Raw genomic sequence first — 17,515 nt, 5'->3', positions numbered from 1 at the left:
GGCGGCTGCTCAGCCGCTGCCCCATCCACCGGCAACCGAGCTCTCCTTGCGCCGCCGTACACATCTACGATCGGCGGCGTGCGCGAGCCTCCTCCTGTCACCTCCGCGTTCGTGGTCTTCGATGCCCAGGACTCAGGCTGCCTGTCGTACGGAGTAGAGGCGCAGGGGCACCGCTTGTTCGTCAAGAGGGCCGCCACGTCGGCGGGCCGCGTGTCGCTCGTTCGAGCCGCCCAGTTGCACGCCGCTGTCAAGCATCCAGCAATCGTCCGCCCGGAGCGGATCCTCTCGGGTCCGGACGGGTTGACCTTGGTGTACCCGTGGCGCGACGGCAGGGTGCTCAACCAGGCCACGGTGGACGGCCCGGACCGCTCGGCGCTGGCGGACTTCCAGCGGCTCCCGGTCTCGGACGTTGAGGCGGCACTCGACGCGATCCTCGACGCCCACCTCGCCGTCGCCGCCACCGGGTTCGTCGCGGTCGACCTCTACGACGGCTGCTTCCTGTACGACTTCAGGACCCGACAGATGCAGCTGATCGACCTGGATGAGTACCGGCCGGGACCGTTCATCCTCGACGCCGACCGGCTCCCCGGATCCCGCCGCTACATGGCGCCCGAGGAGTTCGTCCGCGGTGCGGTCATCGACCAACGCACCACCGTGTACGCGCTCGGCCGCACAGTGCACCACCTTCTCGACTCGCCCACCGGCTGGAGAGGCACCGCTGCCCAACGCGCCGTCGCCGACCGGGCGACACGAGCCTCGGTGGCTGACCGCTACAGCGACGTGGCCGCGCTGGCCCGAGCCTGGCGCCTCGCAGTCCTGGCATAACCCAAGGGAGCCGCGCGTCTACGGCCCTGCGTCGGTCCGCCGCCGCGCCGTGTATAGCGCGGTGACGTAGTGATCCACCGCCACACCGCCCGTTTGGCCAGCGACGACCTCGGCAATACCCCCGAGGAACGCCTCCCGCCGGTCAGCGTCCAACTCGCGCACGTTTGGAAAGGTTTCCCACAGACCACGTGCGCTCTGCGGGGTCAACAGGTGCTCCCAGCGGATCATCTCCACCCCCACGAGACGAAACCAGCCGCCTGTCTCCAGCTCCGCCGAGCGCTCGGCGACCCTCATTGGCGCCGGCACCTCCGCCGAGCCCCGCCACTGCCCGGGCAGCCACCGCCGATAGAGCAAGTCCAACCCGACACGCCAGGGCGAGGGGCGGTCCGGGTCACCGAAGACGGTCCACCACACCGCCAACCACCCACCCGGCCGCACCAGCCCAGCCAAGCGCCGCACCGCCACCTCGGCGTCCAGCCAGTGCAACGAGGTCGCGCACACCGCCAAGTCGAATCCGCTACCAGGAACTCCCACAGTGGCGAAGTCGCCCTCGATGACGGTCACATCCCGGCCGGCCAGGTTCCTGCGAAGTCGGGCCGCCAAGCCGCCGCCCAGCTCCACCGCCACCACCTGCGCGCCTGCCGCCACCAGGTGGCCGGTCACCTGCCCCGTCCCGGGCCCAACCTCCAACACCCGCGCCCCCGGCCGCAGACCGCACCCGGCGAGCACCTGGTACACCCGCTCCGGATACGCCGGCCGGGCCGCTTGGTAATTATCTGGATCCTCGTCGAAGCTGCCCCGCCGCCGCAGCCGCAGTTCGTCATCAGCCACAGTCGCCCACCCTACCGACGCACGATCGACCCGCCTTCTAACTCGGATGAGCGGCCCCCTGCCGTCCATGGGGGAACTCTTCGGTTGAGGGCAAACCAGCGGTGCAGCCGGCGGGTTCGGCTCCGGACCAGCCAGACGCCGCGCGGACTGGCATACCGCTGGGCACAGCCGACAACGCGCTGCGCGAGGTGAGTCTGGACCACGAGAGTATCGACTGGTCGTCGGCACACCAGATCTCGTACAACTGGAGCGAGCATGCCCCCCACGAATTCGCCAGACGAGGCTCCCGCGCCGGTCATCGGCCCCGGCGTTCAGGTCGTCGTCGCGCTGCTGCGCCGCGAGGACCACATCGTGCTGGTCAAGGAGCGGCGCGACGGGCAGGAGATATGGTCCCTTCCTGGCGGCGCTGTCGAACAAGGCGAACTACTGACCGAGGCACTCGTCCGCGAGGTACGGGAGGAAACCGGCCTGCGGCTGGGCGCCGTCGGCCCGCTTGCTTTCCTCGTCAACACGACGAGCAAGCGGTACCCGTCCACAGTCGTCCTGACCTTTGACTGCAGCGACTGGAACGGCGAGATCACCGTCCAGGACCCAGACGACAAGGTCATCAGCGCTGTCCTATTACCACTGAACGAGGCCACGCAACTTCTCACGTCCTCCGCGGCCACACGGCCTGAGATCGAACCAGTGCTCGCTTACCTCGACGGTGCCAGCACCAACCAGGTGTGGAGCTACCGCGAGGACCAACCCGCCAGATGATCGTGCGCTCACTGCTCACCACCTCACGAATCGGAAGCGCCGGCCCACACCACCACGCCGACTCGCCGCCCGACCCTCGACGGCCCGCCCGAACCCGCCGGCACGAACCGCACCGTCACCGGCGGTTCCGACACTGCCCAGCACGGACCCCCGCCGAAACAGAGGAGCACCAACGGAGCACCACCGTCCCAAATAATGGGAGAGGCGGCCAGGAAAATGGGAAAGAAAAAAGCCGCAACCCCTGTTATTGCAGGTCACGGCCTTGATCGTTTGTGCGCCCGAAGGGACTCGAACCCCTAACCTTCTGATCCGTAGTCAGATGCTCTATCCATTGAGCTACGGGCGCTCGTACTCAGCCAGCATACACACCCGGCTTTCGCGCGGAGACTCCGGGATTCGAACCCGGGAGGGGCTTTAAGACCCCAACCGCATTAGCAGTGCGGCGCCATAGACCAGACTAGGCGAAGTCTCCCTGGTGGCCCTGCAGACCACCGCGCCCGAGGATACAGGTCGCCACCCACCGGGAGCAAAACGACTTCCGGGGTACGCCGACCGGGTTCGCCCGCCCCCGTGTCTTCGCGCTGTGCGAAGGCGTGATCGGGACTACGCTCCATCGATATGCAGGAGCAGCCGCCCAGCGAGTCGCCCCGTCGAGAGCCTGCTGAGAGGGCGCGTCGGCGCTCCCCTCGGCCTACCTTCCGGCCTCCGACGACCGCCGAACAGGCCGCCGCCGCCGAACCGGCCGCCCCGGGGCAGCCCACGACCGGCGAACAGCCGCCGGCAAAGGCGACTCCACGTCCCCGGCGGGCCAAGGCCGCTCCGACGGTGCTCTTCCAGCCCCCGGCCCCGGAACCGCCCCTGCCTCCGAAGCCACGGCGCGCACCGGCCCCCACGGCCAGCGACCCGACCCCGAGGCAGCCGGTCAGCGCCGCCAACCCCGAGCAGCCCGCACCGCCTGCCGGCACCAGCCCCGAGCACCCAGAACCATCTGCGCCGCCGGCCAACGACGCCAGCCCGGAGCCATCGGAGACACCGGAGGGAACCGAGCCGACGGTCCGGACGCCGAAGGCGCGGGCCACGCCCGCACGCAAGGCCGCCGCCCAGAAGGCGGTCGAGGTGACGCCGACCACGCCGAAGCCGAGGAAGCGCGCCGCGAGTCCCACCAAGCGGGCGGCCGCCCCGGGCCAGAGCGCCACCGCACAGGAGGCCGCGCCCGAGCCGCCGACTGCGGTGATCGCCACGTCGGCGCGTACCCCGGAATCGGAGCTGCGGGCGGTGGCCTCGCGCGTGCTCGACCACCCGGGCTTCGCGCCGGAGTTGTTGGCTCTCGCCGCGGTGCGGGCGCTCGGACCCGGCGCGGCCGAGTGGGCCGCAGGGCTGCGTACCCGGTACCCGGACGCGTCGGCTGACGGCCTGGCCCGGTTGGCCACCCGGCGGTTCGTCCGCTCGGCGGGCGCGGGTGGGGCGACCGCCGCACTGGCCGGGTTCTTCGCGCCGTTGGCCGAGCTGACCTCGGTGCTGTGGACGCACGCGAACCTGGTGCTGCACCTGGCCGCCGCGTACGGGAAGGACCCAACTCATCCGGATCGGGCCGTCGAGTTGCTGGTGCTCACCCAGGTCCACCCGGACGCGGCGAGCGCGGCGGCGGCCCTGGCGGCCGCGCAGGAGGCGGGCGACCCCGTCGAGGCAGGCTGGCCCCGGGCGGCGGAGGCCGCCTGGCGGTTGGCCGCTCCGCTCACCGCGCAGACCGGCGGGTGGGTCGCGTTGCGGCTGGTGGCGCGGCTGTTGCCGGGTGCGGCGATGCTCGCGGCGGCGCTGGGGGACGCGGCGGCGGCCGACCGGCTCGCGGCCCGGGCGGTGGCCGCCTACCGGCCCGCGCGGCGCTGACCAGCCAGCACCAGCCGACGAACCAGGGCCAGTTGACCGGTCAGAGCCAGTCGAACCACTCGCGGGGCAGCAACGCGTAGCCGACGAAGGCGAACACGTCGAGCAGCGTGTGCGCGATGATCAGCGGCAGCACCCGCCGGGTACGCAGGTAGAAGAGGCTGAACACGACGCCCATCACAGCGTTGCCGACGAACGCGCCGAAGCCCTGGTAGAGGTGGTAGGAGCCGCGCAGCAACGCGCTGGCCGCGATGATCGCCGCCAGCCGCCAGTGGAGCTGGCGTAGCCGGGTGAGCAGGTAGCCGACCACGATCACCTCCTCCAGCACGGCGTTCTGCACGGCGGCGAGGATCAGCACCGGGACCGTCCACCAGAGGTCCGGCAGCGCGGCCGGCACCAGCGTGGCGTTGACCCCCAACTGGGCGGCCACCCAGAACAGGGCCAGCCCGGGCAGGCCGATCAGCGCCGCCAGGCCGGCACCCCGGGCCAGGTCCTGACCGGGCCGCCGGGCGTCCAGGCCGAGGGTTCGCGCCGGGTCTCCGGGGTCCCGGCTGAGCAGGTGTACGGCGAGCAGCACCGGCAGCAGCGCGAACACGATGCCGAGCAGTTGGTACGTGAGGTCCAGCCACGGTCGGCTCGACGCCGAGGTGTTCAGCGAGGCGGTCTGCTTGGATAGCGGGCCCTCGGCGGTCAGTTTCGCGATGATCGAGACGACCGCGTAGACGGCGGACTGGCCGAGGGAGAGGCCCAGGACCAGCAACGTCTCGGTGCCGAGCAGTCGGCGGGACACCGGTCGGGTCAGCTCAACGGTCACCGCACCACTCTGCCCGACGGGCTGCGCCGGTGACATGGCCGACCGGCCGGCATGAGCCGATCGCACATTCTGTGCGACCGGTCGACACTCTCCGTGGAGATTCTATGGATGCCCGATCCGCCGCCGTCTGGAGAAGGAGCGCCCGTGGACAACCTCGCGCGGTTGCTGAAGGAGAGCTGGACCCTGGTCGAGGACGACCGGGTCCGGTTGAGCGGGCACTTCTACGCCCGACTGTTCCTGCTCGACCCCGCCCTGCGGCAACTCTTCCCGGTGCAGATGACCGGCCAGGGCGACCGCCTGCTGGAAGCGATCATCACGGCGATCCACACGGTCGACGACCCGGAGAGCTTCGACGAGTTCCTGCGGGCGCTGGGCCGCGACCACCGCAAGTACCACGTCGACGACTCGCACTACGCGACGATGGGAGTCGCCTTGTTGGACGCGCTTCGCAGCACCGCCGGCGACGGCTGGAACCTGGAGTACGACCAGGCGTGGCGGGAGGCGTACGCGGCGATCACCGCCCTGATGCTGGCCGGCGCGAAGGCCGACGACGATCCACCGTTCTGGCACGCCGAGGTGTTGACCCATGAGCGGTACGGCCCGGACACCGCCGTACTGACCTGTCGGGCGCTACAGCATCCGCTGCGGTGGCAGGCCGGGCAGTACGTGAGCCTGGAGGCGCCGCGTCACCACCCCCGGGTGTGGCGGAACTACTCGATCGCGAACGCCCCGAACGACGACAACCTGCTGGAGTTCCACGTGCGGTCGCCCGGCGCCGGTTGGGTGTCCGGCGCGCTGGTGCGTCGGGTGCGACCGGGTGAGCTGCTCCGGGTGGCCGCCCCGATGGGGTCGATGACCCTGGACCGCGCCTCGGAACGGGACATCCTCTGCGTGGCCGGCGGGGTCGGCCTGGCGCCGATCAAGGCACTGGTCGAGGAGTTGGCCACCTACAACCGGACCCGGTGGGTGCACGTCTTCTACGGCGCCCGGCAGGCGGCGGACCTGTACGGCCTGGCCGGATTGCAGGAGTTGGTGGCCGTACACCCGTGGTTGTCGGTCACGCCGGCGTGCAGCGAGGAGCCGGACTTCGACGGTGAGCAGGGCGACATCCCGGACGTGGTGGCCCGGTACGGCCCGTGGACCACGCACGACTGCTACGTCTCCGGCTCGGCCCGGATGGTCCGGTCCACGCTGCGGGTGCTGGCCGCGGACGAGGTGCCGCCGCCGCACATCCGCTACGACACCTTCGGTGACCTCTAGACGTTCCTCCCCCCACACCGGGGCGCGTGCCCCTGCCCCCTGGGGCACGCGCCCCGGTCCCCAACGGTCAGTAACGCCAGGGGTGCCCGGTCTCGCGGTACTCCTCCACCGGCACCAGTGGCACGCCGGGTGCCATCCGGTCGACGTAGAGCCGGCCCTCCAGGTGGTCGATCTCGTGGGCGACCAGCCGGGCCATGCCGAACTCGAACGACGTGATGATCCGGCTGCCGTCCCACTGGGCGTGCTCCACGTCCAGTCGCAGCGGTCGGGGCACCAGACCCCGGTGGTCGAAGAAGGAGAGGCAGCCCTCGTACTGCTCGTCGGTGTCCGGGCCGGCGTCGACCACCCGGGGGTTGAGCAGCACGACGGGCTCCGCCGAGCGGTCCGGGGGCCGGACCACCGCCACCGCCCGGCCCACGCCGAGTTGCGGGGCGGCGACCCCCACCCCCTTGCTGAACGGGTGCAGTTCGTCGAGCCGGGCCAGGGCCGTGGTCAGCCGCTCGACCAGATCCCGGGCGACGGGTTCCTCGACGGGCAGGTCGAACGGGCGGACGTGTTGCCGGAGCAGGTCGTCGCCGCGTTGCACGATGCCGAGGCCGCGCATCCGGTCACTGGGCCGTACCCGGACACCGCCGGGGCCGCTGTCGGGGTCCGCCTCCGGTCGCGCCCGGAAGCGCCACTGCATCCGGTAGCGGGCGTTCAGCGGCGGGTCGTCGGTCTGCCAGTCGTAGATCGCCCGGTCACCCTCGTCGTGGCGTTGCGGCGCCGTCCGCAGCGGGCCCTCCTCCGCGGAGAGGGAGGTCTCCACGCCCCAGACCTGCGGGTCCAACGACGCGGGCAGATCGAGGCGTACGGCGAGTTGCCGGGTGGGCACGCGGACCGCCCGCTGGAACCAGGGGCCCCACTTGTCCTGCCCGACGCTGTACGCGTACTCGATGATGGCCCGATCTCCGGGGTAGAGCGGGAACCGCCGCTCCCCGTTCTCGAAGAGCAGCCAGATCTCCTTGAACGCGTCCCGGTCGTGCTTGGCACGCCAGTGCATCGGCTCCGGGTCGCCGCCGCCGTCGTCGCGCCGGGCCTGTAGTTGCAGTTCGGCGAAGGTGAGCGGGTGTTCCCGGTGGTGCCGGTTGGAGCGGCCGGGGTCGTTCGGGTAGCGGTCCACGGCGACCCGGACCAGGTAGCGGGTGACCGGCTCGGTGCCGGCGTTGTACAACTCGCGGTGGATCACGCACCGGTAGCCGTCGACGGTGTGGGTGAGGGTGGCGAGTTCCCGCTCGACGACGAGGCCGGTGCCCGGTGGCAGCCACTGCCCGGGCGGGTACTGCTCGCGCGGTGGGTTGCCGGTGCGGGCGTGGCGCAGGTCGTCGTACTCCCGGAAGCGCTGCCAGATCGCGCCGCTGGCTTCCAGGACGGCCTCGGCGCGGCGGGCGAAGTCCTCCGTCGGCCGGTGCCGGCGGCTCTCGACGTGGCTCACGTAGGAGGGGTCGAAGCCCATCAGGACGGCTAGTTGTTTCTTGGACAGCCCGCGCCCGGTCCGTTGGCGGGCGAGCTCAGCCGCGAAGGAGTCGGCAGCCCGTTCGAGGGGTGAGGTCGTCATCGGCTTCCTCGTGGCCGGGGCTATAAGTTTCACGTTCCGTGCCCGAGCGCACACGCATCTGGCATCTTGTCGACACTCTGGTTGACAATTCACCGATAGACATCGATGCTGCGGCAGCGTTTTCCCCGGAAACCGCCGGGTAGTAGGCGAGGCAGGGAGCGCTTCTCCGGTCGGACAACCGGCGTGACCTGCGCCTCCCGATGCGACCAAGGTGAGGCTTTCCTTAGACCCGCGGGTGTGGTTAGGCTAGCCTTAGCTCAGGACGGCAGTCGTCGTCCGCCGGGGCCCACTCCTCGGCCACGCGGACGGGGGATCTCAGGTGACAGCGGTGCTGCCGGGGCGGGACGTCACCGCCACGCCACTCGCCCCCGTCACCGCGGCACTCCGAGCCATGTTCGGCACCGACGATCTTCCGGGGCTCGCCCCGGGGCTCGTGGTCCACGACGAGTTCGGCTGGTCCCCCGCCACCACCCTGATCGACGGCAGTCGGCTGCCGGAGCTGCTGAACGGCGCCGCCACCCGCTGGGGCGGCACCCCGCACGCCTGCGCCGCGCTGGCCTGGAAGTCGTACAGCTACTGGACGGCCCTGCCGGTCGTGCTCGGCTGGGCCTCGGCCCGTCGGGTGCCGCTGTTCGACCCGGCCGACGTGTTGATCCACTTCGAGGACCACCGCCAGCTGATCACCCTGGGCCTGCGCCGTGGGATCACCGTGGCGGTGCTGCCGAGCGACCCGCTGGCACTCACCGGCCTGCCGGAGGTGCGGGTCGTCGCCGACGAGGCCGAGCTGCTGACCGCACTGCGCGTCTCCCTCCTCGACTCCCACCTGGCGCCGCTCATCACGGCGATCCAGTCGGAGGTCCGGGTGGGCACCCGGACGCTGCTCGGCTCGGTCGCCTCCGGCATCGCGCACGGCATCCTGCGGGCCGCGGACGGCCTGCCCGGCTCGACCGTGCAGAGCATCGACACCCTGCTCGGCGCCCTCGGTCTGACCGACCTGATCGAGCTGGTGCCCGGCCCGGCCGGTGAGCCGACGGTGCAGCGGCGCACCTGCTGCCTCGCGTTCACCCTGCCCCGGCCGAAGGTCTGCCAGGGCTGCTGCGTCCGCTGAGTCTCCGCCTCAGTCGGTCAACGGCCGGACGTCCCACACCCACACACCGCCGGTGAAGGTCGGCTGGATGCCGGTCAGCTCGGTCATCCCCCGGCGCAACGCGTCCTCGTGCTCGTGTGGGCCGAGGATGACCACCCCGGCCCGCCAGAACCGCAGGTCGTCGACCGCCCGGACCCGGCTCTGCGGTGTGATCGGCGGCACCGCGCCGCTGCGACGAATGGTGGCGAAGAAGCTGCTGGTGGGGCGCGGGGTGGCACCGAACAGTGCGACCTTCGGCGGATCGGCGCTGGGCCTGGTGTCGGGGCCGAGGAAGTAGCCGCGGGCCAGTGGCATGTCCAGCCGGGTCACCGCGGACCAGCGCAGCGGCTCCGCGTAGGTGGTGTCCGGCAACGGCAGGGTGACCACACTGCGCCCACCGGCCACGTACTGACGCCACGCCCCACCGGTCACGAAGGTGGGGATCGGGTCGGGACGGGTCACGGGTAGCGGGGTCGGCACGATCGGCAGCAGGGCCATCACGAGCACGGTGGCGGTGACGAAACGGATCTGCCCCCGGGCCGTCGGGTGCGAGTCGGCCAGTTGGCGGGCGCGTTCGGCACCGTAGGCGAGCAGCAGCCCGATGATCGGGGTGATCGCCAGCGCCCACCGCGTCGGCACCACCGAGTGCAGGATGGGCAGGTTCTCCAGCGCCGCCCACGGGCCGGGCACACCCGTACCCTTGTTGTCGAACCGGACCTCGCGGCCCAGCGAGAGCACCGCGAAGAGCAGTCCGAGCCCGGCCAGCGCGAGCACGACGACCGAGCGGCGCAACCACCAGACCAGGGCGATGACGAGCACCACGAGCGCCCACCCGAAGAAGCTGTTCTCCTCGGTCGGATTCTTGGCCAGGCCCGCGGCGGTGCGTGGGCTGCCGGCGAGCGACTCCCGGGAGTACGCGACGAACGAGGCGAGGTCGCTGGAGTAGCCGCGGATCAGGCGGGACAGCCCGGAGTACGCGCCCGGGCCGAAGAACTGCACGTACAGGGGGTAGGCCAGCAGCAGCCCGGCGACCACTGCCGCGACGGCGAGACCGGCGAGGAAGGGCCGGGTCCGGGTGCGGAGATCGGCGCGACCGAGAGCGAGTACGCCGACGACCACACCGAGCCCGATCGCGGTCATCAGCAGGATCTCCAGGTTGAGGAACGCCTGCCAGACGATCACCAGGGCGAGGAGGACACCGTTGCGCAGCCAGCGGCCGCCGTCACCGAGTCGCAGTGTGCGCCAGATGATCAGCGGGACGACGAACTGCGACACGATGTTCGGGTGCCCGTTGGCGTGCGACACCATGGCGGGCGCGAACGCGCAGAAGCCCGCGCCCAGCCATGCGGGCCCACGGCTGCCGATCAGCACCCGGGAGAGCAGGAAGTACCAGGCGGTGGCGGTGGCAATCATGCCGGCGGTGAGAAAGACCAGGAATGATGCCCGAGGCCCGAGTAATAGGGTGATAGGCGTAAGTGGCAACGAAATGGATAATACGGACGTGTTCGCCATCAAATTGACGCCGTCCGGGACGTTCATCTGATCCGAATGGAACGGGTATGCGAAATGCGTGATTACCCGCGCACCGTGCGCCATCATCCATTCGAACTGCGACTGATCCGACTGGTTGTCCCGCACCGTGCCGCCGGGGTCGAGCCAGAGGCGACAGGTGACCCAGAAGCCGAGCACCACGAAGCTCAGCACGGCGACCAGGTCGGCCACCTTCCCCCGGCGTGGCCGCCGAGCATCGGCCGAGGCCCCCTCCACCGACGCAGCGGCCGGGCCGTCGCCACCGCTGGGCGCGTCCGATTCGGGAGTAGTCATGACAATTCAGAGGATAGTCACGGCCTGACGCGGCCGTGACATGTTTCGGGGTACTGCCGTACTATGTGCCGGGTTCGCCGACCGCCGATCACGAACCCACCCCCCGACCACAATTCGGCCACCCCCGATGCCCCGATTCTTCTGCCGTCCCAGCGGATGATTCACTCTGTCGGTCCAGGCACGGGTCGAGTTCATATCGTGAGGAATCGACGCATGGCAGAAATCACTGGGGATCAGCGCGTGCAGTCCGAGGTGCTGGAAGGCCTGGCGACGGCTGTCAACCACCGTCGCTGGTTCATCGAGCTGGCGGTGCCGTACCTCGGCGACGACCCGATCGAGATCGGCAGCGGCCTCGGTGACTACGCGTTGGAGTGGTCGGAGCGGCTGCCGCGGTTCACGGCCACCGAGGCCGACCCCGACCGGCTGTTACAGCTCAAGGAGCGCCTCGCCGAGCGGCCGAACATCGACGTCCGGCAGATGCTGCTGCCGCACAACGACCGGGGCGACTACAGCGCCGCCGTCTCGTACAACGTCCTGGAGCACATCGAGGACCACGTGGGCGCGCTCAGCAGCATGCGCGACCTGGTCCGACCCGGCGGCGCGGTGATCATCATCGTGCCGGCGTTCCAGTTCGCGATGAGCCCGGCCGACATCGCCACCGGGCACGTCCGCCGCTACACGAAGAAGACGCTTCAGGCGGCGATGACCGAGGCCGGCCTGACCGTCGAGAAGATCCACTACGCCAACGCGCTGGGGTTGATCGGTTACTTCATGGCCACCAAGGTCTTCCGGCTGATGCCGAAGGAGGGCCCGATGGTCAAGGTGTACGACACCCTCGTCCTGCCCGCCACCAAGGCCGCCGAGCAGATCGTCCGCCCCCCGTTCGGCCAGTCCGTCTTCGCGGTGGCCCGCGTCCCGTCCTGACCCGCCCGGCCCCGCGATCCTGCACTGCGCCCGGGCGTCACGTGCAAGATCGCGGGGGACGGATCACTCCTTGATCTGGTACGTCGGGCGGATCACCGCACGGGCCAGTGTGTGGAACGTGAGGTTGAAGCCGACGTAGGCCGGACTGGCGTCCGGCGTCAGGTCCAGGCGCTCGACGTCCACGGCGTGCACCGCGAAGACGTACCGGTGCGGGCGGTCACCGGCCGGCGGAGCCGCGCCGCCGTACCCCTGCTCGCCGTAGTCGTTACGCACCGAGAACGCGCCACCGAGGTCGGTGCCCGCCGCGCCACCGGCCCCCGTGGGCAACTGGGTGACGCTGACCGGCACGTTCACCAGCACCCAGTGCCAGAAGCCACTGCCGGTCGGCGCGTCCGGGTCGTAGCAGGTGACCGCGAAGCTCTTCGTCTCGGCGGGAAAATCCGACCAGGACAGCTGCGGCGAGACGTTCTCGCCCCCGGTGCTGCCATGCGCGTGCCGGGCGTCCATCGGCTCGCCGTTCTGCACGTCATCGCTCGTCAGCGTGAACGAGGGCAGCGTCGGCAGCAGCTCGTACGGGTCCGGGGCAATCGGTCGTTCCAGGGTCATCGGGACGCATCCTTCCGGTGTGCGGAGATACCAGCCCCTTCTTACCCCGCGCTGTCCCGTCCGACGACCGGCACCGTGGTTTTCCGGAGCTACGGTGGAGTTCGGGCAACGTTCCTCAGGGGGACCTCGTGGCCGGCATCTGGCGGGACTTCGCGGTAGCTGTCCTCACCGCGTTCCGCCGCCGGGACGCGCGGACCACCGCCGACGAGCGCCGCCGAGCTGTCGAACGACTGGCCGAGGAGACGATCCGGCAGGAACGGCGAGGCGCAGACCCGCCGGAGTGACCGGGGCCCCGGAGGCCGGCCCCCTTCCGGGCCAACAGCCAAGATGACCTGATGTGGCGGATCGTCCGATCCCGGCCGGTGGTCACCGCCGAGACGCACCGACCGACGCTGTTCGAGGTCTTCTTCGACCTGGTGCTCGTCTTCGGGCTCATCCGGGTCACCACGTTCATGAGCGAACGACCCACGTCGGTGACGCTGGTGCAGGGTCTGCTCGTCCTCATGCTGCTGTGGAACTCCTGGCTGGTCTACGCCTGGCTGGGCAACTACGTCCGGCTCGACGTCGGATTGATCCGGGTCGGCGTCGCCGTGGCGATGGCAGCCGTCTTCCTCATCGCGTTGGTCCTCCCCGAAGCCTGGGAAACCGGCAGGGGTACGACGACACCCCGGCTGATCCTGGTGCTGGCGTACGTCGTGGTGCGGTCGACCCAGTTCGCCCTCTTCTACTGGGTGTCGATGGGCGACCCTCGGCGACTCAGAACCGTCCGGCTCTACGCCCTCACCACAGCGCTGTCCGCGATCCCACTCGTCCTCGGGGCCGTGTTCGGCGGCACCCCGCAGATCCTGCTCTGGGCGGCAGCGCTCATCGTCGACATGGGCGGTGGGGTGCTCGCCCTGCTGGTGGGCGGGTGGCCGGTACGCAGCCCCGGCCACTTCGCGGAACGGCACGGCCTGGTGGTGATCATCGCGCTCGGAGAATCCCTGATCTCGGTCGGTGCCGGGGTCGGAACCCAGATGATCCACTGGCCGACCCTGGCGGCGGCGCTGCTCACCCTCACCGTCACGGGGTGCCTGTACTGGCTGTACTTCCCGAGCGCGACGAGCGCCGGAAACGCGCTGACGACGGACTCCGGGCTGCACCGGGGCTTCATGGCCGGCAACGCGTACAGCGTCGCCCACCTCCCGCTGCTCGCCGGGACCATCTACGTGGCGCTGGGAGTCGAGGAGGTGCTCGCCGGCCTGGCACACGGCAAGACCCACCACACCCTGCACTGGATCCCGGCCGTCGCACTGTTCGGCGGGACCGCCCTGTACCTCGCCGGCCGTGCGACGTTCCTGGCACTGAGCGTCCGGTGCGTACGACCCGAGCAGTTTCTCGCGCCCGCCGCGGCGCTGCTGTTACTTCCCGTCGGGCGATACCTGCCCGGCCTGGCGGCCCTCGGCCTGCTCACCGCGTTCCTGGCCGTACTGCTCAGCTACGAGGCGTGGACCCGGGGCCGCTCCGGCACCCCGGTCGACCCCTGATCCACTCGCCTTCCGGGAAGTCGCGGTATCCACGGCGTCCCGATACACCAACTTCAGCGAAACGAAGTCGATCACGGACCGCTACGCAGGTTCGACCAGTGGGAACAAGGTCGAGTGATTTGCGTTTTTGGCGTTTAGCGGGCATGCTCGGACCATGGCGACGACAAGTGGGGATCTTCTGACCACCGGTCAGGTTGCCAAGCTGCTGGGGTCGTCGCGCCAGCAGGTCGTCAACCTGTGCGAGCGTGGAGAACTGCCGTTCGTGAAGGTCGGCATGCATCGGAGAATCAAGCGGGACGACGTCGAGGCGCTGCTGCGCCCGAAGCCGGAGCTGACCCGTGATCAGCTCAAGTCGCTGTGGCTGCACCAAGCGGTGGCGGGCAGCTTGGTCACCGACCCGGACGAAGTCCTCGGCAAGGCCCGGGACAATCTCGATCGACTCCTCCGGCAGCACCGAGGGACCATGGCCGAAGTGTGGCTGAAGCGCTGGCAGAACAAGATCAACGAGGGTGTCGGCGCCGTTCTCAAGACGCTGACCTCACAAGATCCGGAAGCTGTGGAGCTACGACAGAACTCGCCCTTTGCCGGGGTGCTGCCACAGCCACAGCGCATGAAGATTCTTGAGTCCTTCAAACGCAGCGGCTGAAAACGAGCAGCGTGAGACGCGAGACTGCGTCGTATCCAAGCTGGTAGCCGGCAGGGAGAAGGACCACGCCTTCGCCCACGCACTGATCCGGGCCGGGCTCATCGAACCAGCAGTGGTCGCCGAGCGGATCGAGATGGTCGACGTCCATCCCCTGGGTGCTGAAGCGGCTGAGGGACTGGATCGCCGTCTACCTGCCGGCAGCCTGACGGCTGCAGACCGCAGTCGCACCATGCTGCCGAGTTCCTTGGACCCCCACAGCCCCCCAGCAGCGAACAGCCCCCGACCGAAGTCGAGGGCTGAGCCGCGTAAATGAACTACCAGCGGTGGCGGAGGGTGTGGGATTCGAACCCACGAAGACATCGCTGCCTTACCGGTTTTCAAGACCAGCGCCATCGGCCACTAGGCGAACCCTCCTGGGCCGCCACCCGTGGGCGTACGGCCACGCATAGTCTGCCACGGCTCACTCCGGGCGGCCCGGCGTCCCTCCCCGATGCGCCGGCCAGGCGGTTCCGGGCGTCCACTGTGGGCGCGCGACGGTGCGCCTGCGGCATCGACTGTGATCGGGTAAGACTGACTCCATGAAGGCGATCACCATTCCGCAGCCCGGTGGACCCGAAGCACTGGTCTGGGCCGACGTGCCCGACCCGGAGCCGGGCCCGGACGAGGTGATCGTGGATGTGCGGGCCAGCGGGGTCAACCGCGCGGACCTGCTGCAACGGCAGGGCAACTATCCGCCGCCGCCGGGCGCGTCCGCGTACCCCGGGTTGGAGTGTTCCGGGGTGATCACCGTGGTCGGCGCGGACGTTGCGGGGTGGGCGGTCGGGCAGCAGGTCTGCGCGCTGTTGGCCGGTGGCGGGTACGCCGAGCGGGTGGCGGTGCCCGCCGGGCAGTTGCTGCCGGTGCCGGCCTGCGACCCGGTCGACGCCGGGGCGCTGCCCGAGGTGGCCTGCACGGTCTGGTCGAACCTTGTCCAGGTGGGGCGGCTCGGCGCGGGCGACACACTGCTCGTGCACGGCGGCGGGAGCGGGATCGGCACCTTCGCGATCCAGCTCGGGGCCGCTCTCGGTGCCACAGTCCTGACCACCGCTCGGGCGGCGAAGCACTCCCGGCTGCGTGAGCTGGGCGCGTCGCACACGATCGACTACCGGGAGCAGGACTTCGTCGAGGAGGTCCGGAAGGCCACCGACGGTCGCGGCGCGGACGTCGTCCTGGACATCATGGGCGCGTCCTACCTGGGGCGGAACGTGGCGGCGCTGGCCACCGGCGGGCGGCTGGTGGTGATCGGCATGCAGGGTGGGCGCAAGGCGGAGTTGGATCTCGGCGCGCTGCTGACCAAGCGGGCGACCGTCGCCGCGACGTCGCTGCGCTCCCGGCCGCTCGCCGAGAAGGCGCAGATCGTGCAGGGCGTACGGGACGAGGTGTGGCCGTTGATCGAGGCGGGCACAGTCCGCCCGATCGTCGACCGGCGGCTGCCGATGATCGAGGCGGCGGAGGCGCACCGGCGCGTCGAGTCGAACGACCACTTCGGCAAGGTGCTGCTCACACTGGGGTGACGGCCGGAGGCTCGCCCGCAGGTCGCGGCAGCATCAGACGGGCGCCTGGGCCCTCGCCGCCCAGCGCGTCCCCCGGGTTGTAGAGCACGCAGCGTTGCAGGGAGAGGCACCCGCAGCCGATGCAGCCGTCCAGGTTGTCGCGGAGCTCGGTGAGCAACCTGATCTTCTCGTCCAACCGGCTCCGCCAGCTCGCGGAGAGTCGCGCCCAGTCCTGCGGGCTGGGGGTGCGGCCTTCGGGGAGCGAGTCGAGCGCCGCTCGGATCTCGTCGAGTGAGACGCCGACCTGCTGGGAGATCCGGATGAAGGCCACCCGCCGCAACTCGGCGCGGGCGTAGCGGCGTTGGTTGCCGCCGGTCCGTTCGGCGCGGATCAGACCGAGTCGTTCGTAGTAGCGCAGCGCCGAGGGTGCCACGCCGGAGCGGACGGACAACTCGCCGATCGTCAACGAATCCGGCATCACCAGGTCCTTTAGTTGAAGTGCACTTCAACTAAAGGTTAGCCCGCTCGAAAGAGCAGCGTCGGTCAGCGTGACGCGGGGACCGGGCGGCGACGTGCGCGCTCGCGGCCGAGGATCCAGATCGCCTCGACCCCGTCCTTCCAGGTGATCTTCTTGCCCTCTTCCCGGCCACGCGCCCGGTAGCTGATCGGCACCTCGTACGGGCGGATGCGGCGACGCAGCAGCTTGCCGGTCACCTCGGCCTCCATGCCGAAGCCGCGCGAGCGCACCTCGAGCGAACGGTAGAGCGCCACCGGCATCAGCTTGAAACAGGTCTCCAGGTCACCGATGTACGAGTTGAACAGCACGTTGGCGGCCATCGTGACGCCCTTGTTGCCCATCACGTACCAGAAGCTGTAGGCGCTGTGGCTGCCGAAGGTGCGATTGCCGTAGACCACCGTGGCCCGCCCGTCGAGCACCGGGTCGAGCAGCTTGGGGATGTCCTGCGGGTCGTACTCCAGATCCGCGTCGAGGATGACCATGTAGTCACCCTCCGCGCTGTCGACAGCCGTCTTGATGGCCGCGCCCTTGCCGGCGTTTCGCTGGTGGGTGATCACCCGCAGGCGTGCGTCGTCGGCGCGGCCGAGGACCTCGCCGGTGCCGTCCCGGCTTCCGTCGTCGACGACGACCAGCTCGATCTCGCAGGGATAGTCAACCGCCAACGCCTGCTTGAGGGCATCCGCGATGCGTTCTTCCTCGTTGTAGACCGGCATGAGGATCGAGAGCTTCACGGGAATCTCCACGGTGGCGACAACACGTCGGGCCTAGCCTAGCCTGGCAGGTTAGCCCATCGTCTGCCGCCACCGCGGGCAGTCGGCGTGGCGGGCTCAGGCCGATGGTGTTT

General features: G+C 70.1%; 17 protein-coding genes and 3 tRNA genes. 10 read left to right on the top strand and 10 right to left on the bottom strand.

Translation table 11 applies throughout. From position 1 onward, the window contains the following. Positions 1 to 78 precede the first annotated feature (78 nt). Positions 79 to 825: a serine/threonine-protein kinase gene (locus O7617_RS12840; protein ID WP_282263722.1), complete on the top strand. Its 747-nt coding sequence runs from the start codon at positions 79 to 81 to the stop codon at positions 823 to 825. Between the two features lie 18 nt (positions 826 to 843). On the opposite strand, the gene O7617_RS12835 is transcribed toward O7617_RS12840, so the two are convergent. Beyond that, a complete protein-coding gene (locus O7617_RS12835) occupies positions 844 to 1,656 on the bottom strand; it encodes a class I SAM-dependent methyltransferase (RefSeq protein WP_282263720.1) in 813 nt (270 codons plus the stop codon). Positions 1,657 to 1,911: 255 nt separating this feature from the next. Here O7617_RS12835 and O7617_RS12830 point away from each other — a divergent pair, with 255 nt between their 5' ends. Next, positions 1,912 to 2,415, top strand: coding sequence for an NUDIX hydrolase (locus O7617_RS12830; protein ID WP_282263719.1), 504 nt, complete (start codon positions 1,912 to 1,914; stop codon positions 2,413 to 2,415). 273 nt (positions 2,416 to 2,688) lie between these two features. Here O7617_RS12830 and O7617_RS12825 read toward each other — a convergent pair. Further along, positions 2,689 to 2,761: transfer RNA gene (locus tag O7617_RS12825), tRNA-Arg, on the bottom strand. A 35-nt stretch (positions 2,762 to 2,796) separates the two neighbouring features. Then, positions 2,797 to 2,887 (bottom strand) — tRNA-Ser (locus O7617_RS12820). 146 nt (positions 2,888 to 3,033) lie between these two features. Here O7617_RS12820 and O7617_RS12815 point away from each other — a divergent pair. Continuing rightward, positions 3,034 to 4,302, top strand: a complete 1,269-nt coding sequence (locus O7617_RS12815) for a hypothetical protein (RefSeq protein WP_282263718.1) — start codon at positions 3,034 to 3,036, stop codon at positions 4,300 to 4,302. A 40-nt stretch (positions 4,303 to 4,342) separates the two neighbouring features. Here O7617_RS12815 and O7617_RS12810 read toward each other — a convergent pair whose 3' ends face one another. After that, positions 4,343 to 5,113 (bottom strand): CPBP family intramembrane glutamic endopeptidase, encoded by a 771-nt coding sequence (locus tag O7617_RS12810; RefSeq protein WP_282263717.1) that lies wholly within the window; start codon positions 5,111 to 5,113, stop codon positions 4,343 to 4,345. Between the two features lie 144 nt (positions 5,114 to 5,257). On the opposite strand from O7617_RS12810, the gene O7617_RS12805 reads away from it, so the two are divergent. Then, positions 5,258 to 6,373 (top strand): globin domain-containing protein, encoded by a 1,116-nt coding sequence (locus O7617_RS12805; RefSeq protein WP_282263716.1) that lies wholly within the window; start codon positions 5,258 to 5,260, stop codon positions 6,371 to 6,373. A 67-nt stretch (positions 6,374 to 6,440) separates the two neighbouring features. On the opposite strand, the gene O7617_RS12800 is transcribed toward O7617_RS12805, so the two are convergent. Then, positions 6,441 to 7,970 (bottom strand): peptide deformylase, encoded by a 1,530-nt coding sequence (locus O7617_RS12800; protein WP_282263715.1) that lies wholly within the window; start codon positions 7,968 to 7,970, stop codon positions 6,441 to 6,443. Between the two features lie 331 nt (positions 7,971 to 8,301). On the opposite strand from O7617_RS12800, the gene O7617_RS12795 reads away from it, so the two are divergent. Then, on the top strand, positions 8,302 to 9,078 hold the full coding sequence (locus tag O7617_RS12795; RefSeq protein ID WP_282264723.1) for a hypothetical protein: 777 nt from the start codon (positions 8,302 to 8,304) through the stop codon (positions 9,076 to 9,078). 9 nt (positions 9,079 to 9,087) lie between these two features. Here the strand turns inward: O7617_RS12795 and O7617_RS12790 are convergent, their stop codons facing one another. Next, a complete protein-coding gene (locus tag O7617_RS12790) occupies positions 9,088 to 10,920 on the bottom strand; it encodes a hypothetical protein (RefSeq protein WP_282263714.1) in 1,833 nt (610 codons plus the stop codon). Positions 10,921 to 11,133: 213 nt separating this feature from the next. Here O7617_RS12790 and O7617_RS12785 point away from each other — a divergent pair, with 213 nt between their 5' ends. Continuing rightward, on the top strand, positions 11,134 to 11,844 hold the full coding sequence (locus O7617_RS12785) for a class I SAM-dependent methyltransferase (protein ID WP_282263713.1): 711 nt from the start codon (positions 11,134 to 11,136) through the stop codon (positions 11,842 to 11,844). 63 nt (positions 11,845 to 11,907) lie between these two features. Here O7617_RS12785 and O7617_RS12780 read toward each other — a convergent pair whose 3' ends face one another. Continuing rightward, a complete protein-coding gene (locus O7617_RS12780) occupies positions 11,908 to 12,450 on the bottom strand; it encodes a YbhB/YbcL family Raf kinase inhibitor-like protein (RefSeq protein WP_282263712.1) in 543 nt (180 codons plus the stop codon). Positions 12,451 to 12,578: 128 nt separating this feature from the next. Here O7617_RS12780 and O7617_RS12775 point away from each other — a divergent pair, with 128 nt between their 5' ends. From O7617_RS12775 to O7617_RS12765, 3 genes are all read left to right on the top strand, one after another. Further along, positions 12,579 to 12,734 (top strand): hypothetical protein, encoded by a 156-nt coding sequence (locus O7617_RS12775; protein WP_282263711.1) that lies wholly within the window; start codon positions 12,579 to 12,581, stop codon positions 12,732 to 12,734. A gap of 51 nt (positions 12,735 to 12,785) precedes the next feature. Beyond that, a complete protein-coding gene (locus tag O7617_RS12770) occupies positions 12,786 to 13,976 on the top strand; it encodes a low temperature requirement protein A (RefSeq protein ID WP_282263710.1) in 1,191 nt (396 codons plus the stop codon). Positions 13,977 to 14,130: 154 nt separating this feature from the next. Continuing rightward, a complete protein-coding gene (locus O7617_RS12765; RefSeq protein ID WP_282263709.1) occupies positions 14,131 to 14,622 on the top strand; it encodes a helix-turn-helix domain-containing protein in 492 nt (163 codons plus the stop codon). 324 nt (positions 14,623 to 14,946) lie between these two features. Here the strand turns inward: O7617_RS12765 and O7617_RS12760 are convergent. Continuing rightward, a tRNA-Ser gene (locus tag O7617_RS12760) sits at positions 14,947 to 15,036 on the bottom strand. A 164-nt stretch (positions 15,037 to 15,200) separates the two neighbouring features. On the opposite strand from O7617_RS12760, the gene O7617_RS12755 reads away from it, so the two are divergent. Beyond that, on the top strand, positions 15,201 to 16,175 hold the full coding sequence (locus O7617_RS12755) for an NAD(P)H-quinone oxidoreductase (protein WP_282263708.1): 975 nt from the start codon (positions 15,201 to 15,203) through the stop codon (positions 16,173 to 16,175). Here O7617_RS12755 and soxR read toward each other — a convergent pair. Continuing rightward, positions 16,162 to 16,632 (bottom strand): redox-sensitive transcriptional activator SoxR, encoded by a 471-nt coding sequence (gene soxR / locus O7617_RS12750; protein ID WP_282263707.1) that lies wholly within the window; start codon positions 16,630 to 16,632, stop codon positions 16,162 to 16,164. The genes O7617_RS12755 and soxR overlap by 14 nt on opposite strands. Positions 16,633 to 16,697: 65 nt before the next feature. Then, complete coding sequence (locus O7617_RS12745) at positions 16,698 to 17,402, bottom strand: glycosyltransferase family 2 protein (RefSeq protein WP_278147840.1); 705 nt, start codon at positions 17,400 to 17,402, stop codon at positions 16,698 to 16,700. Positions 17,403 to 17,515: the final 113 nt, after the last annotated feature.

This window comes from Micromonospora sp. WMMD1155 (genome assembly GCF_029581275.1).
GTDB lineage: Bacteria > Actinomycetota > Actinomycetes > Mycobacteriales > Micromonosporaceae > Micromonospora.
Note: the sequence above shows the minus strand (reverse complement) of the source record. Positions and strands in the feature narration are given on the sequence as shown.

Coding starts and splice junctions, on each gene's coding strand:
- soxR (WP_282263707.1), bottom strand. CDS start 16,632: ATGCCGGATTCGTTGACGATCGGCGAGTTGTCCGTCCGCTCCGGCGTG.
- O7617_RS12790 (WP_282263714.1), bottom strand. CDS start 10,920: ATGACTACTCCCGAATCGGACGCGCCCAGCGGTGGCGACGGCCCGGCC.
- O7617_RS12765 (WP_282263709.1), top strand. CDS start 14,131: ATGGCGACGACAAGTGGGGATCTTCTGACCACCGGTCAGGTTGCCAAG.
- O7617_RS12770 (WP_282263710.1), top strand. CDS start 12,786: ATGTGGCGGATCGTCCGATCCCGGCCGGTGGTCACCGCCGAGACGCAC.
- O7617_RS12830 (WP_282263719.1), top strand. CDS start 1,912: ATGCCCCCCACGAATTCGCCAGACGAGGCTCCCGCGCCGGTCATCGGC.
- O7617_RS12785 (WP_282263713.1), top strand. CDS start 11,134: ATGGCAGAAATCACTGGGGATCAGCGCGTGCAGTCCGAGGTGCTGGAA.
- O7617_RS12755 (WP_282263708.1), top strand. CDS start 15,201: ATGAAGGCGATCACCATTCCGCAGCCCGGTGGACCCGAAGCACTGGTC.
- O7617_RS12800 (WP_282263715.1), bottom strand. CDS start 7,970: ATGACGACCTCACCCCTCGAACGGGCTGCCGACTCCTTCGCGGCTGAG.
- O7617_RS12780 (WP_282263712.1), bottom strand. CDS start 12,450: ATGACCCTGGAACGACCGATTGCCCCGGACCCGTACGAGCTGCTGCCG.
- O7617_RS12815 (WP_282263718.1), top strand. CDS start 3,034: ATGCAGGAGCAGCCGCCCAGCGAGTCGCCCCGTCGAGAGCCTGCTGAG.